Genomic DNA, 15,069 nt, shown 5'->3' with positions numbered 1-15,069 from the left:
AGATCCCCTCGCGCCGTTGTGGCTACGTAGGGAATAACGGGCCCTGCAAGGATATTCGGCATGTGTGGAATCGCCGGTTGGACCGACTGGAGCCGTGACCTCGGCTCGCAACACGACATTCTGCAACGCATGACCCGCAGCCTGGCGCCGCGCGGCCCCGACGCCGAGGGCCTGTGGACCTCGCGTCATGCGTTGCTCGGGCATCGCCGCCTAGCCATCATCGATCTGGAGAACGGTGTCCAGCCAATGCTCGCCGATGCTGGTGGCCGCGTGGCGTTGACCTACAGCGGCGAGGTGTACAACTACCGCGAGCTGCGAGAGGAACTGCGCTCGCTGGGGCAGGTGTTCCGTACCGCCTCGGACACCGAGGTGGTACTGCGCGCCTACCTACAATGGGGCGAAGCCTCGTTCGCCCGACTCACCGGCATCTACGCCTTCGCTGTGTGGGATGAGCGCGACCGCAGCCTGTGGCTTGTGCGCGACCGCTTCGGGGTCAAGCCGCTGTACTACTACCCGACCGCCAGCGGGGTGCTGTTCGGCTCGGAGCCGAAAACGGTGCTGGCGCACCCGGAGGTGAACCCGGTGCTCGACGCCAGCGGAGTTGCCGAGCTGTTCGCCCTGACCACCGCACCAACACCCGGCCACGGCGTGTACAAGAGCCTCTACACCGTACGTCCGGGGCAGGCCCTGCGCTTCGACGGCCAGGGCCGGCGGACCTTGACCTATTGGCAGCTCGCTTCGCAGCGGCACACCGACGATGCTGCGACGACTGCCGAGCGCGTCGCCAGCCTGTTGCAGCAGGTGGTCAGCGATCAACTGGTGGCCGATGTGCCGCTGGGCAGCCTGCTTTCCGGCGGGCTGGATTCCAGCGCCATCAGTGCCTACGCGGTGCGTGCGCTGGGCGATGGCCAGCGCCTGCCAACTTTTTCCCTGGATTTCCCCGAGCAGGCTGCGGCGCTGCGTCCTAGCGCTTGGCAGAGCAGTTGGGACGAGCCCTATGCCCGCGAGATGGCCAGCTTCTTGGGCAGTGCGCACCGCACCCTGGCGGCCTCGCCGGAAGCGGTGATCGAACAGGACGACGCGGTGCTCGCCGCGCGCGACCTGCCCGGCTGGGGTGAACTCGATGGCGCGCTGTACCTGCTGTTCCGCGAAGTCCGCCTATACACCACGGTGGCCTTGTCCGGCGAGTCCGCCGATGAGGTCTTCGGCGGTTATCCGTTCTTCCACGATGCCGTGGCACTGGCCCATGACGGCTTCCCCTGGTTGGCCGGGCGCCAGGGGGTGTGGAGCCTGCTGCGCCCGGGCGTGGCCGAGCGCGTCGATGCACCGGCATACATCGACTGGCGTTACCGCGAGGCGCTGGCCGAGGTGCCGCGCCTGGACGGCGAAAGCCAGGAGCAGGCGCGGCAGCGCGAGGTGGCCTACCTGGCGATGACCCGCTGGCTGCCAGCGATGCTTGATCGCAAGGACCGCATGAGCATGGCCGTGGGCATGGAGGTGCGCGTGCCGTTCTGCGATCACCGCCTGGTCGAGTACGCCTGGAACATTCCCTGGGCATTGAAGAGCGTCGACGGCGAGGGCAAGTCGATCCTGCGCCAGGCACTGCGTGGCGTGTTGCCGCAATCGGTGCTGACGCGGCGCAAGAGCGGTTTCCCGGCCAACCCCGATCCGCGCTACCTGCAATTGCTGCGCGAGCGCGTCGGCGCCTTGCTGGCGACCGGCGACTCGCCGCTGTTCGAGCTGATCGATACCCAGCGGGTGCGCCAGTTGCTGGAGGCCGGGCAGCCGCTGCCCAGCCCACGCGCCTCGGCCAGCCCGACGGCGGGCCTGGCCTACCTGCTCAACCTGCATCGTTGGCTCGAGCGCTACCGGGTCGACATCAGCCTGTAGCACCGCCAACCACTGCCTTTGCACAGGAGCTTGCCATGTCACGTATCGCTCACGCGCAGGTCGACGACCTGCATGCCCGGGTCAGCGACTTCATCGTCAATGAAGCCGAACTGCTCGACGAACGCCAGCTCGACCACTGGTTCGCCCTGTTCGAGCCCGAGGCGCGCTATCGCGTGCTGCCGCTGCAGGCCGAACTCGATGGGCAGCCGCCCGAAGCTAGCCTGTACATCATCGCCGACGACTACATACGCCTGCGTGAGCGGGTCGAGAGCCTGCTCGGCGGGCACAGTTGGATGGAACAGCCGCGTTCGCGCACCCGGCGCCTGGTGAGCAATGTGCGAATCAAGGCGCGCGACGGCGAGCGCATTACCGTGCGCAGCAATTTCGTCGTCCACCAGTTCCGCAACCAGGAGAGCTGGAGTTTCGTCGGGCAGGCCACGCACCTGCTGCGCGACGGCCCTGAGCGGCTGAGTATCCTCGCCCGCGACATCCGCCTGGACCACGAAACCATCGGCGCCCAGCGCCGTATCAGCATCATTCTGTGAGGTGCCCATGAGCGCTGAGCTGTTACTCGACTTCGAGTACCGTCCCCTGACCACCGTCGGCGCCCGCCTGCGTGTGGCCAGCGCGGGCGATGGGCCGCCGTTGCTACTGTTGCACGGCTATCCGCAGACCCATTTGGCCTGGCACCGCATCGCCCCGCGCCTGGCCGAGCGCTACCGGGTGGTGCTTGCCGACCTGCGCGGCTATGGCGACTCGCGGGCGCAGCAGCCCGACGCGCCGGGCGCCTATGGCAAGCGCGCGCTGGCCGAGGATGCGCGCGAGTTGATGGCGCAGCTCGGGCATGAACGTTTCGCGGTGATCGGCCATGATCGCGGTGCGCGGGTCGGTTATCGCCTGGCGTTGGACCATCCGCACGCGGTCAGCGCCTTCGTTTCGCTGACCGTGGTGCCGATCCTGGATATCTGGCCCACGGTCAACCAGGCCTTCGCCTTGAACGCCTACCACTGGTTCCTTCTGGCCCAGCCGTTCGACCTGCCGGAGCGACTGATCGGCGCGCAGCCGGAATGGTTCCTCGACTACACGCTGAAGCGCATGGCCCAGCAACAGGACATCTACCACCCGGCGGCACTGGCCGATTACCAGCGAGCCTTTGCCGACCCGGCGGTTCGCCATGCGCTGTGCGAGGACTATCGCGCCGCGGTGGGCGAGGACGTCGAGGCCGACCGCGCCGACCGTGACGCCGGGCGGCGCCTGCAGTGCCCGGTACAGGTGCTGTGGAGCGAGCGGCCGTATGCGCAGGAGCAGCATCCGCTGACGATCTGGCGGCGTTGGGCCGAGCAGGTCGAAGGTGCGGCCATTCGTGCCGGGCACATGTTGCCCGAGGCCGCGCCCGACGCCGTACTCGAACACGTGCTGCCGTTCCTCGACCGGCAGTTGGCGCCCGGCGCGCAGTGGGTGGGCGCATGAGCACGCTGGCGCTGGCTCCGGCGCAGCAGGCCGAACTCTGGCGGCAACGGGTGTTCGAGGTGCAGGCGGCGATGAGTGCCTACCTCGGCGAACGCCAGCGCCAGGCGGATATCGGCGACTGGTTGCAGGTCAGCGCGCGGATTCTCAGTGACCTGCCGGAGCAGGCGCAGGCCGAGGACGTGAGTGCCTGGCAGGCGGTGTTTTTCCGCGCTCAGGCGCTGATCGAGCAGTTCATCGTGCAACGCGGCGAGCACTACCGCCTGGACGATTGGGCGCATGCCACCGCGCGGGTCTATCGCAGCCTCGAACCGCATGGTCAGGGCCAGCCGGCGAGCGCCGCGCAGCGCCTGGCGCGGCAGGCCTCGCTGTACGGCTCGCGCTTCGAGGTGCAGACGCCGGAGCCGACGCGCACGGTGTTCCACAATCGCCACTGCGCCATCTGGGATTACCGCGAGCGCGCCCGTGCGCGCGGCGTGCCGATCACCCTGGCCTCGGCCTGCACCTACTGCACCAAACTGCTCACGGCCTTCGTCGCCGCCCGCGACTGCCAGGCCGATTACCGACTGTACGAGGACGATAGCGGCCACAGCTGCGTCTGGACCATTACCCCGGCTGCGCTGGGTGCGCCGGTTTCGCGATGCGACGGAGGTTCGACCCATGAGCGCGATCATTGAACAGGCCCGCAACCTCGACGGTTATCGGGATTCCAGCGAACTGTTGCAACGCCGCGACCAGGACTGGGTGCTCGACCGCGCCGGCATCCAGCCACAGAACCTGCTCGACCTTGGTTGCGGCGTGGGTTCGCTGCTCGAAGGCGCGCTGCGCCGCTGGCCGCAGTTGCAGGAGGCCTGGGGCATCGAGCGCTCGACCCTGCGCCTGGAACAGGCGCGCGCCCAGTTGCAGGCGCTGGAGTGGCGGGTGCGTCTGTTCGAGGGCGACCTGCTGCACCTGGACGAACTGCCGCAGCGCTTCGACCTAGTGACCCTGACTGCCGTGCTGCACTGGCTGTACCCGAAGGAAGAGCGTCTGTTCGCCTGGGTCGCCCGGCACCTGGCCGAGGACGGCGTGTTCCTGTTCACCTCGCACCACCCTTGGCGCGAGGACGGCCTGGGCGGCGAGGATGAACTGGTCGCCGAGGCGCTGGTGGACATGGGGCTGGCCGCCGCGGACGCGGTGCCGCGCCTGTACGCCGAGGTCGGGCTGATCCCGATGGGCACGCGCACCCGCGATGCCGCCGGGCTGCGCGAGCGCATTCAGCGCTACTTCTGCGTGGATGCCGTGGCCAGCCGCGAAGCGGTGTTGCAGGTGGAGGATGCCGAGGCCTACCAGCGCTTCCATGCCGCCACCTTCGGCACCTACTTCACGCCGCTGGTACCGGCTGCGCGCCACGAGGAGTTCTTCGAACGGTTGGGGCGGATCGCCGAGCGGCGCATGCGCGCCGATGGCCAGGTCACGTCGATCCCGGTCAGCGTGTGGCGCTGCCGGCCCCTCGGCAGCGACGCATAAGGTTATGCGATATCCATCTGGATCGGCGCTGAAAAAAAACGTGTCGAATTGCACTCAAGGACGACGACAGCGCAAGGACGTTTCGAGCATGCCGAGTGTGATCAACCCATGTTATCCCTTCGCTCCTGCGCTCTGCGCCGTGAGCCTGGCCTGCCTGTTGCACGGCCAGGCCGCCCGCGCCGCCGAACTGGCCACGCCGGCCAGCACCCAGGCCCACGCCTTCGACATTCCCGCCGGGCCGCTGGACGAGGTGTTGCTGAGCATCGTGCGCCAGGGGCATGCGCCGATCGCCTTCGACCAGGCGCTGGTACGCGGCCTGCGGGCACCGGCCATCCGCGGCTCGCTGAGCATCGAGCAGGCCCTGCGCCAGGCCCTGCAGGGCAGTGCCCTGGACTATGCACGCAGCGCTGACGGCAACTGGCGGTTGCAGCGTCAGGCCGTACCTGCACGGGCGGCGCTGCCGGCGACCGCTACGACGGCGCTGGCGACCGTGGTGGTGACCGGTACCCGGCGCACCGACGTCAAGGCTGGTGACAGCCTGAGCCCGATCGACGTGGTCAGCGCCGAGCAGTTGCGCCAGACCGGCAGCAGCGACCTGCGCGATGCGCTGGTGCGGCTGTTGCCTTCGCTGTCGCGCCAGGCCCAGGCCTACAACGCTTCCGCACTGACCAATGCGCAGTCGCTGCGCGGCCTGAGCCCCAACCACGTGCTGGTGCTGGTCAACGGCAAGCGCCGCCACGAGACGGCCAATATCAATGTCAGCGGTGGTTTGCAGAGCGGCTCCACCGGGGTGGACCTGGACACCATCCCGATGAATGCCATCGACCATATCGAGGTGCTGCGCGATGGCGCTTCGGCGCAGTACGGTTCGGATGCCATCGCCGGGGTGATCAATGTCATCCTCAAATCCGCCGATCATGGCGGCCAGGCCGGCTATACGGTGGGGCAATACGCTGCCGGCGACGGTTTCAGCCAGACCGGCGGTGTCAACGGTGGTTTCCGCCTGGGCGAGACCGGCTTTCTCAACCTCACCGCGCAGTTCCGCGAACAGGACAACACCGTGCGCAGCGGCATCGACTCGCGCACCGGCAAGCATGGCAACCCGTCCATCGGCGATCCTTCGGTGCATCGCCAGGGGCTGGCCTTCAACGCCGGGGCGGTGCTGGACGAGGACATCGACCTGTACAGCTTCGCCACCTACACCCGGCGCAGCGTGTCTTCGGCACAGATTCCACAACTGCCGAGTCTGGCGCCGACGCTCTATCCGAACGGTTTCACACCCCGCATCACCAGCGACGAGGACGACTACTCGCTGACCGCCGGCGCGCGCGGCAGCGATCTGCTGGGCTGGAGCTGGGACCTGAGCTCGACCTACGGCGCCGACCGGCCGGACATCGGCATGGACCACTCGATCAATCTGGCGCTGTACCAGGAGACCGGTGCTTCGCCGCGCCGCTTCGACCTGGCGCGCTACAAGACCACCCAGTGGACGCAGAACCTCGACCTGCGCCGGGACGTCGACCTGGCACCACTGCCGCACCCGCTGAATGTGTCCTGGGGCCTGGAGCAGCGCCGCGAGTTGTACGGGGTGACCCAGGGCGACTACTACTCCTGGTACAACGGCGGCTCCAAGGCGCTGCCAGGGCAGGCGCCGAGTACCGCCGGGCAGTGGAGCCGCGATGTGCTGGGCAGCTATGTCGAGCTCGGCACCGCGCTGAGCGATGCCTGGCAGGTGTCCACGGCGGCGCGCTACGAGCACTACAGCGACTTCGGCAGCACCACCAACGGCAAGCTCGCCACGCGTTACCAGATCAACCCTACGGTGGCGGTACGCGGCAGCATCAGCAGCGGCTTTCGCGCGCCGTCGCTGGCCCAGGAGCACTACACCAGCCTGGGGGTTTCGCCGACCATCGCCACCGGTCTGCTGGCGGTGGATTCGGTGGCGGCGCGGATGCTCGGCGCCGAGGACCTGAAGCCGGAAAAATCGGTGAGCTTCAACCTCGGCGCAGTGCTGACGCCATTTCCCGACCTGGAGATCAGCCTTGATGCCTACCGCATCGATATTCGTGACCGCATCGTCGACGGCGCCACCTATTCCGGGCAGGCGGCGATCGAGGCGCTGCGTGCCGGAGGCATCAGCGTGCCAGCCGGGCTGACCCAGGTCAGCACCCACTACATGACCAATGGCGCCGACACCCGCACCCAGGGCGTCGACCTCGGTGCCAGCTACCGCAGCGACCTGCGCCAGTACGGGCGCATCGATTGGCGGCTGAACGCCAACTTCAACCACACGCAGTTGCAGAAGAACCACCTGGGCAGCAACGGCCAGCCGCTGCTCAATCGCCAGCAGCAGGCCTGGATCACCAGCTCCACGCCACAGAGTCAGGTCAGCCTGGAGGCGACCTGGAGCTTCGAGCGCTGGGCCGTGCAGGTGCGCGAGACACGCTATGGAAAGAGCGTTTCCGAGCTGGACTACTACACCGGGCCCAACGCCTATTCGACCACCGAGTTCAACCGCTTCGAGAACTCGCCGAAGTACCTCACCGACGTCGAGCTGCGCTTTGCAGCGACCCGTCAGTTGAGCCTGGCGCTGGGCGCGCAGAACCTGTTCGACGTGAAGCCCGACAAGCTGCCGGCCGAGAGTACCTACCTGGGTTTCAATCACTACGACACCTACGCTGCGCCGATCAGTTTCAATGGGGCGTTCTATTACCTCAGCGCCGTGTACGACTTCTAGGAGACTGCCCGTGAGCTTCGAATTGCGTGGCGGCGTGCGCGCCGCTGCCCTGATCGGCGACACCCCGTACGAGCGCCAGGCCGCGCGCTTTCTGCCGGATACCCGCAGCCGCGCGGCGAAGGCCTTCGATATTCAGCAGAAGGCCCGACTGGAGGAGGCCGATGGCCTGGACAGCGCGCTGGTGACGGTGGCCAGCGCCTGGCCCGACCCCTGGCTGGTGGCCGCCCACGCGCTGCAGTCCACCGAACGCCTGCGGGTGACCGTGGCGCACCGTCCTGGCGTCGCCCAGCCGACCTTGGCCGCGCGCAGCCTGGCAACCCTGGATGCGCTGTACGGCGGGCGGGCGGCGGTGCATGTGGTGATCGGCTCCAGTGAGGCCGAAGTGCAGCGCGACGGCGACTTCGCCGGCAAGGACGAGCGTTATCGGCGCGCGGCCGAGTACCTGGAGGTCTTCACTCGTACGCTGCACAGTCGCGAGCCATTCGACTACGACGGCGAGTTCTACCGGGTCACCGATGCCGGCGCAGGCTTTCTGCCGGTGCAGCGCCCGCAGCCGCCGCTGTCCATCGGTGGCGCTTCGCCCGCAGCCGTCGACCTGGCGGTGCGCTTCGCCGATATCTATGCCGGCAATTTCAGTGACGAGGCACGCACCGCCGCCCTGCGCCAGGAACTGGCCGAGCGCCGCGAGGGCAGGGCGCCGCTGCGCCTGTGGAAGCACTTCCAGGCGATCCTCGGCGACAGCCAGGCGCATGCCGAGGACATCGCCGCCGGCTACCGCGAGCGTGCCCGCGAATTGTTGCGCGCGCGCCCGCTGGAAGAACTCACCGGCTCGCCCCAGGTGGCCCGTGATGACGAACGCCAGGGCGGCGCAGCATTGGGCTCGGACGCATGGATCGAGGCGCTGCTGGAGCGCAGCTTCGCCCCGGTGCAGGTCGGCACGCTGGAGGCGGTGGTCGAGCGGGTGCGTGCGTTCCATGCCGCCGGGATCGATATCGTGCAACTGGAGGCGACCACCGAGAACGCCGTGGATATCCGCCTGCGCCGAGCCCTGATCGCGCATCTGCGGGAGGCCGCATGAGCGCTGCACGCAGCGCGTCGGGCGGGGTCTGGCTGCTGGCGGCGCTGGCTTTCGTGGTCGGCACCGTGGAACTGGTAGTGGCCGGCATTCTCGACACCCTGGCCAGCGGGCTGCAGGTCAGCCAGGGCCGGGCCGGGCTGCTGATGAGCCTGTATGCACTGGTCTACGGGCTTGGCGGGCCGCTGCTGGTCCATGCCAGTGCGCGCGTCGAGCGGCGGCGCTTGCTGCGCGCCGCGCTGACTGTGTTCGTGCTCGCCAACCTGGCCAGCGCGGCGGCACCGGGCTTCGCTTGGCTACTGGCCGCACGCCTGTTGGTGGCGGCCAGCGCCTCGGTAGTGGTGGTGGTGGCGATCACCCTGGCGGTGGCCATCGTCCCGGAGGAGCGCCGTGGTCGCGCCATCGGCCTGGTGTTCGCCGGTATCGTCGCCTCGCTGGTGCTGGGCGTGCCGCTGGGCACGCTGATCGGCGGACAGTGGGGCTGGCGGGTGCTGTTCCTGCTGCTCGCCGCGTTGGCCGCGACGACCTTGCCGCTACTGACGCGCTGGCTACCGCAGGTCATCGGCACGCCGGGGCCGCCGCCGTTGCAGCAACTGCGCGCGCTGGCCCAACGGCAGACGCTGTGCGCGCATCTGGCGGCGTTGTTGCAGATGACCGGGCAATTCACGGTGTACACCTTCATCGTGCCGTTGCTGGTGGCCAGCCTGGCGCTGGACCCACCGCGCATCAGCGCGGTGCTGCTGGTCTACGGCCTGGGCGGGGTCGTCGGCGCGTTACTCGGTGGGCGTGCCGCCGACCGCTGGCCGGGGCCGCGCACCTTCGTCATCGGCCTGCTGCTGCATGCCCTGGCCCTGACCGCATTGCCCTGGGCCGCGCAAAGCCTGGGCGGCCTGCTGCTGGTGGTGGTGCTATGGTGCGTGTTCAACATGGTGCCGGGCCCGGCGATTCAGAAATACCTGGTGGAAACCCATCCGCGCAGCGCGGCCATCCAGATCAGCCTGAATACCAGCGCCATTCAGTTGGGCGTGGCCCTGGGGGCTTTCATCGGCGCGGTGCTGGTGGACCGCGGCCAGGTACTGACGCTGCCCTGGTACGGCGCCGGGTTGATTCTGCTGGCGGCCCTGAGTGGCGCGCTGAGCGGTCGTCGCAATGGCGCTGCAACGGCAAGTACCGTGACAACGGAGGACGCGGTGCGCCCGCGTGCCGGCAATGACTGATGACCGTACCCGGGCATACCCGCCCGGGCACCCCGACAATCTCGCAGGCTCACTACCGCTATCCGTGGCGTGGCCTGGGTAATGGAACCCGAACCATGGATAGCCGTGATGCGTTCAAGAACACCCTGATCGCCCAGTTGTTCCAGCAGAACTACGGCTGGCTGTGCAAGAAGCTGTCGAACCAGATTGGTTGCCGGCACAGCGCCGAAGACCTGGCGGCAGAGGCCTTCCTGCAGGTATGGCAGTTGCCGGACCCGAGTGCCATCCGCTCACCACGGGCGTTCCTGGCCACGGTGGCGCAGCGACTGATGTACGAAAGTTGGCGCCGCAAGGATCTGGAGCGTGCCTGCCTGCAGATTCTCGCCGAGGCGCCGGAGGCGGCATACCCCTCGCCGCACGAGCAATGGATGCTGGTGGAGAGCTTGCAGGCCATCGACCGGCTGCTCGAAGGCTTGTCCGGACAGGCCAAGGCGGTGTTCCTACTCAGTCAACTGGAGGGCCTGACCTATGTGCAGATCGGCGCCCGCCTGAATCTGTCGGTGGGGCGTATCCATCAACTGATGAAGCAGGCCTTGCAGTGCTGCTTCCAGGGGTTGCGTGAATGAAGCGAGTGACGGAACCGCAGGACGCGGTGCTCGACGAAGCGCTGGACTGGATGGTACGCCTGCAGTCCGGCGATTTCAGCGATCAGGAACAACAGCAACTGGATCGCTGGCGGGCGCAGTCGCTTCGGCATGACGAGGTGTTTCTGCAACTGCTGGCGAGCCTGGCTCCGGTGCAGGAATCACCCTGGCGCGGGCGTCCGAGCCAGCCATTGGTGCAGGTGCTGGAGCGACCGCGGACGCGCCGTCGGGTGCTCGGTCAGGGCCTGGCACTGCTCGCCGCAGTGGGCAGCGGCCACCTGGCCTGGCGTTGGTTGCAGGCCGGCATGGGCTGGCCGGGCGAACTGGTCACCGGGACCGGTGAACGCCGTGACTTTTCGTTGGCTGATGGCAGCCTGCTGCGCCTCAACGCGCGTAGCCGGGTGCTCCCGCAATTGGATGCCAGCCAGCGTGGCCTGACCTTGCACCGGGGGGAACTGGCACTGACCGTCGCTGCCGACGCCCGGCGTGGCGAATTCCAACTGGGGTGCAGCGCCGGTCAGGTGGCCTGTGCTGCGGGGCGGCTGCTGCTCAGCGAGGAGGGCGAGGGGATCCGCCTGGCCACCCTGGACGCTGCCGCCTGGTTGCAACCCGACGGGTTGCCACGCACGCGCATCGCAGCGCAACGCAGCGTGCTGTTCGCCGCCGGCCGGATTCTCCAGCAGGGCCAGCTACGCTCGGACGAAGGCGCCTGGCAAAGCGGCTGGCTGGAAGTGCGCGACCGTAGCCTGGGCTGGGTGGCTGAGGCCTTGCGCCCCTATCTACCGGGGTTGTTGTTGGTGGATGAAGCCCTGGCGCCGACCCGCCTGAGCGGGCTGTTCCCGCTGGATGACATGCCGCGCACCCTGGCCATGCTCGAACAGAGCCTGCCGTTGCGGGTGCAGGCATATGGGGCGCTGTGTACGGTGTTGCGCGCGGTGTGAGAAGCCGATATCGACCTGCGAATGATGTCGCGGACGCAGTCGCGGCTACCGCTACTGGGTGATGAGTCATTCGTCGTTGCCTTCATGGCTCCATCCTCTCAAGAGATGGAGCCTGGTTCATTTCGTATCCTGAAACGGAGTGGGTTAGACCGGGGGTTATATGAGTGCTTTGCATGCACAGCAGGATATCGACTGATTCCTGATGCACCGATACAACTGGTGTCCTCATGAAGGCGTTGACTCAAGCCTGGCGTGGTTAGCTCGTATACAGAACATGGCATCATAATTTTAATTATTACCATATGAAAATTTATTATTTATGGTTATAAGCCGGCGACCTTTATGTTTTCCATCACCTGTGAAAAAACTGTAGTTCGAGCCGCGAATGAAAAGCATCGCTCAGAAGGACTCTACCGTCCTGACCTTGCCTGAAGGTCAGGATCAGCCGCTTTCCATCCGCGCTAAGGCGCTGGTTTTCAGCGATCCTCGCTCGCGTGCCTTGCTTGACTATCTGGAGCGCCTGGCTCCGGCCGATGTGCCGGTGCTGGTTCACGGCGAGACGGGCACCGGCAAGGAGTTGGTGGCGCGTCACCTGCATCGCATGAGCGGGCGTCACGGCAACTTCGTTGCGGTCAACTGCGGCGCGATCAATGAAAACCTGGCTGAGAGCGAACTGTTCGGCCACGAGGCCGGGGCCTTTTCAGGGGCCACCGGGCGGCGGATCGGCTGGTTCGAAGAGGCCGATGGCGGCACCCTGTTCCTCGACGAGATCGGCGACCTGCCCATGCCGCTGCAGGTCAAGCTGCTGCGTGCCTTGCAGGAGCAGGAGATCGTGCGGGTCGGTTCGCGCAAGCCGATCAAGGTGGATATCCGGCTGGTCACGGCCACCAACGTCGACCTCGAACAGGCCGTCGACGCCGGTAATTTTCGTCTCGACCTGTTCTATCGGATCAACGTCGCGCGAGTCGATGTATCGCCGCTGCGCGAACGTCCCCTCGATGTGCTGCCGCTGGCCGAGCATTTTCGTGATCGCTATTGCCAGCGCTTGCGGATCGACCCGCCAATGTTCTCGGAGGCCGCGGTGAGCTCGCTGCTGGCCTACGCCTGGCCGGGCAATATCCGCGAGCTGGAAAACGTGGTGCACCTGGCGTTGCTGGTCGCCACCGGCAAGGTCATTCGCCCCGAGGACTTCAAGTTCGCCGGCGGCGCCTCCGGCCTTGGACAGGCGAGCGTTTCGTCCGCGCTGCCGCGCCTGCCCCAGGAGGTCATTCGCGAACAGTTCCTGCGCCTGTTCGAGGTGCCGGGGGAGTCGCTGTTCAAGGATATCGAGGAGCTTCTGGTGCGCGAGGCCTATGCCTGGAGCAGCTACAACCAGGTGCGTAGCGCCGCGCTGCTGGGCATCACGCGCAACGCCATGCGTACGCTGCTGGTCAACCACGGGCTGATCAAGACCGGCAGGTGACTAGCGAGCCGTCCGCAGGCGTGGCAGCAGTTCGCTGCCCAGGTGAATCGCTTCTTCGAGATGGGGATAGCCGGACAGGGTGAAACTGTCGATGCCAAGCTGGCGATACTCCAGCAAACGCTCCGCCACCTCCGCATGACTGCCCACCAGCGCCGTGCCGGCGCCACCGCGCACCAGGCCCACACCGGCCCACAGGTTGGGTGAGACTTCCAGTTCCCTGGCCCCTTGCCGGCGTCCCCGGTGCAAGTCGTTCTGCCGCGACTGGCCCACCGACTCATAGGCATCCAGCTGGCGCTGGGCTCGCTCGATAGCACCCGCCGGGATTTCCCTGACCAGTCGTTCCACGCGCTGCCAGGCCTGCTCGGAGGTGGGCGCGGCGAATACATGCAGGCGCAGGCCGAAGCGCAGGGTGCGCCCGCAGGCGCGGGCGAGCTGGCGCATGGTGCGGATACGCTCGGCAATCATTTCCGGTGGCTCGCCCCACATCAGGTAGACGTGGGCCTGGGCCGCCGCCACGCGCTCGGCGGAGGCCGAGGCACCGCCGAAATACAAGGTGGGCAGCGGGCTGGCGGGTGGTTCGAGCCCGATATTGCCGGTGCGGTAGTAACGGCCCTGGTGGTGCTGGCCCTGGCCTCGCCAGAGGGCCTGGAACAGTTGCAGGAATTCCTCGGTGCGGGCGTAGCGTTCGTCATGCTCGAGGAAGTCGCCCAGCGAGCGTTGCTCGAAACGGCTGGAGCCCGATACCAGGTGCAGGGCCAGGCGGTTGCCGCAGACCTGTTGCAGGGTCGCGGCTTTCTGCGCGGTGTAGGCCGGCACTTCGACACCGGGGCGCAGGGTCAGGAGAAAGCGCAGGCGGGCCACCTCCTGGCTGAGGATGGCGGTGATCAGCCAGGGGTCTTCGAAACCGGCGGCGGTGGGGATCATGATCGCGTCGAAGCCGCCCAGGTCGGCTGCCCGTACGATCTGGCGCAGGTAGTCCAGGGTTGGCGCACGCTCGCCCTGTTGCAGCAGCCCGTGACTGGGCAGGCCGCTGCTGGTCAGGTGATGGCCGTCACCATTGGTGGGCAGGAACCAGTTCACTTCGAGCGGGTTGGCTTCATTCGACACGGTGTCGCGCCTCGTTCATCAGGCCGCTGGCTCGCAGGCTTGGCAGTACGGTTTCGCCGACGCGCAGGGCTTCGCGAACCGAGGGCGGGCTTTCGATGATCACATGGGCGATGCCCAGTTCGTGCAGCTCGGTGAGGCGTGTGACAAGTTGCTGCGCATCGCCCACCAGGAATGGCGGATGACGAAACGACGGGCGCCACAGGTTGGGGTAGATCTCGAAGCGCCTGGCCGGCGATGCCGCGCCGCCGGCAGCGAGGCTGGCGACGTTTGCATGGCTGGCGCTGCAAGGGGTGTTTTCGTCGTCGTGCTGGCGCTGCAGCCAGTGTTCCGCCGCATACCAGGCCTGGCCTGGATCATCGCGCAGAATCCAGCCGATCCGCGTGGCGAACGTCAGGTCGCGACCCTGCTGGCGTGCCGCGTCCTGCAGGCGCGCCAGGGTGGCGGCGAGACGCTGTGGATGGTCGGCCTGGACCAGGCACTGGTCGGCATGGGCGGCGATCAGCGGCGCACCGATCGAGTCGTCCAGCAGCAGCGGTGGCGCTGGCAGGTCGCGACGGGCATGACCGCCATTTTCCAGGCTGAAGTAGCGCCCCTGAAAATCCAGGGCAGGGCCCCGCGCGTCCAGTAGCTGGCGAAGTATCAGCAGGTATTCGCCAATCCGCTCGCTGCGCTGGTCGCGGTTGAGCAACTCGCCAAGGGCGCGCCTGGTGCTGCCCTGGTCACCGTCTGCAAGGTGCAGGCACAGGCGCTGCTGGCTGATCGACTGCAGGCTCTGGGCGACGGCTGCCAGCGCGGCGGGAAGCATCAGGCCGCTGTCCAGGCCGGGAATCAGCCGCAGATGACGCGTATGAGCGCACAGCGTGGCGGCGACGGTAAGGCTGTCCTGCTGGTGCGCCGAGCTGGCGATGAACAGACCGTCGAGCCCGGCGTATTCGACGGCCTGGGCGAATTGAATCCAGCCCGCCGGGCAACTCGACGTTGTGCTGGCCAGTGTGTCGCTGTCGCAGCCAAGGCTCCAGCTGATCGAAAGTCTCATCGTGG

Annotated in this window: 13 protein-coding genes; 11 read left to right on the top strand and 2 right to left on the bottom strand. The window is 67.3% G+C overall.

Annotated features, from left to right (window positions below; translation table 11 throughout):
• The first annotated feature begins 60 nt into the window (after window positions 1-60).
• The 11 genes from asnB (at window position 61) to ACSZPK_RS15265 (ending at window position 12,921) form a co-directional block, all read left to right on the top strand.
• Window positions 61-1,890, top strand: a complete 1,830-nt coding sequence (asnB, locus tag ACSZPK_RS15315; RefSeq protein WP_437882332.1) for an asparagine synthase (glutamine-hydrolyzing) — start codon at window positions 61-63, stop codon at window positions 1,888-1,890.
• Between the two features lie 35 nt (window positions 1,891-1,925).
• The gene (locus ACSZPK_RS15310; protein ID WP_437882331.1) at window positions 1,926-2,435 is read left to right on the top strand and encodes an aromatic-ring-hydroxylating dioxygenase subunit beta; all 510 of its coding nucleotides are present in this window, start codon (window positions 1,926-1,928) and stop codon (window positions 2,433-2,435) included.
• 7 nt (window positions 2,436-2,442) lie between these two features.
• Complete coding sequence (locus tag ACSZPK_RS15305) at window positions 2,443-3,360, top strand: alpha/beta fold hydrolase (protein WP_437882330.1); 918 nt, start codon at window positions 2,443-2,445, stop codon at window positions 3,358-3,360.
• The gene (locus ACSZPK_RS15300) at window positions 3,357-4,034 is read left to right on the top strand and encodes a hypothetical protein (RefSeq protein ID WP_437882329.1); all 678 of its coding nucleotides are present in this window, start codon (window positions 3,357-3,359) and stop codon (window positions 4,032-4,034) included. Before ACSZPK_RS15305 ends, ACSZPK_RS15300 begins: the two co-directional genes overlap by 4 nt.
• On the top strand, window positions 4,018-4,866 hold the full coding sequence (locus ACSZPK_RS15295) for a class I SAM-dependent methyltransferase (RefSeq protein WP_437882328.1): 849 nt from the start codon (window positions 4,018-4,020) through the stop codon (window positions 4,864-4,866). Before ACSZPK_RS15300 ends, ACSZPK_RS15295 begins: the two co-directional genes overlap by 17 nt.
• A gap of 88 nt (window positions 4,867-4,954) precedes the next feature.
• A complete protein-coding gene (locus tag ACSZPK_RS15290; protein WP_437882327.1) occupies window positions 4,955-7,603 on the top strand; it encodes a TonB-dependent receptor domain-containing protein in 2,649 nt (882 codons plus the stop codon).
• 10 nt (window positions 7,604-7,613) lie between these two features.
• Window positions 7,614-8,681, top strand: a complete 1,068-nt coding sequence (locus ACSZPK_RS15285) for an LLM class flavin-dependent oxidoreductase (protein ID WP_437882326.1) — start codon at window positions 7,614-7,616, stop codon at window positions 8,679-8,681.
• Window positions 8,678-9,895: an MFS transporter gene (locus tag ACSZPK_RS15280; protein ID WP_437882325.1), complete on the top strand. Its 1,218-nt coding sequence runs from the start codon at window positions 8,678-8,680 to the stop codon at window positions 9,893-9,895. Before ACSZPK_RS15285 ends, ACSZPK_RS15280 begins: the two co-directional genes overlap by 4 nt.
• Before the next feature lie 95 nt (window positions 9,896-9,990).
• Entirely contained in the window at window positions 9,991-10,500 is a 510-nt protein-coding gene (locus ACSZPK_RS15275) for a sigma-70 family RNA polymerase sigma factor (protein WP_437882324.1), read from the top strand.
• Window positions 10,497-11,459, top strand: coding sequence for a FecR domain-containing protein (locus tag ACSZPK_RS15270; RefSeq protein ID WP_437882323.1), 963 nt, complete (start codon window positions 10,497-10,499; stop codon window positions 11,457-11,459). Before ACSZPK_RS15275 ends, ACSZPK_RS15270 begins: the two co-directional genes overlap by 4 nt.
• Window positions 11,460-11,844: 385 nt before the next feature.
• The gene (locus ACSZPK_RS15265; protein WP_437882322.1) at window positions 11,845-12,921 is read left to right on the top strand and encodes a sigma-54 interaction domain-containing protein; all 1,077 of its coding nucleotides are present in this window, start codon (window positions 11,845-11,847) and stop codon (window positions 12,919-12,921) included.
• On the opposite strand, the gene ACSZPK_RS15260 is transcribed toward ACSZPK_RS15265, so the two are convergent.
• Window positions 12,922-14,028, bottom strand: a complete 1,107-nt coding sequence (locus ACSZPK_RS15260) for an LLM class flavin-dependent oxidoreductase (RefSeq protein ID WP_437882321.1) — start codon at window positions 14,026-14,028, stop codon at window positions 12,922-12,924.
• The gene (locus ACSZPK_RS15255; RefSeq protein WP_437882320.1) at window positions 14,018-15,064 is read right to left on the bottom strand and encodes an LLM class flavin-dependent oxidoreductase; all 1,047 of its coding nucleotides are present in this window, start codon (window positions 15,062-15,064) and stop codon (window positions 14,018-14,020) included. The genes ACSZPK_RS15260 and ACSZPK_RS15255 overlap by 11 nt, the downstream gene beginning before the upstream one ends.
• Between the last annotated feature and the right edge of the window lie 5 nt (window positions 15,065-15,069).

The organism is Pseudomonas sp. LRF_L74 (genome assembly GCF_965644255.1).
GTDB lineage: Bacteria > Pseudomonadota > Gammaproteobacteria > Pseudomonadales > Pseudomonadaceae > Aquipseudomonas.
Note: the sequence above shows the minus strand (reverse complement) of the source record. Positions and strands in the feature narration are given on the sequence as shown.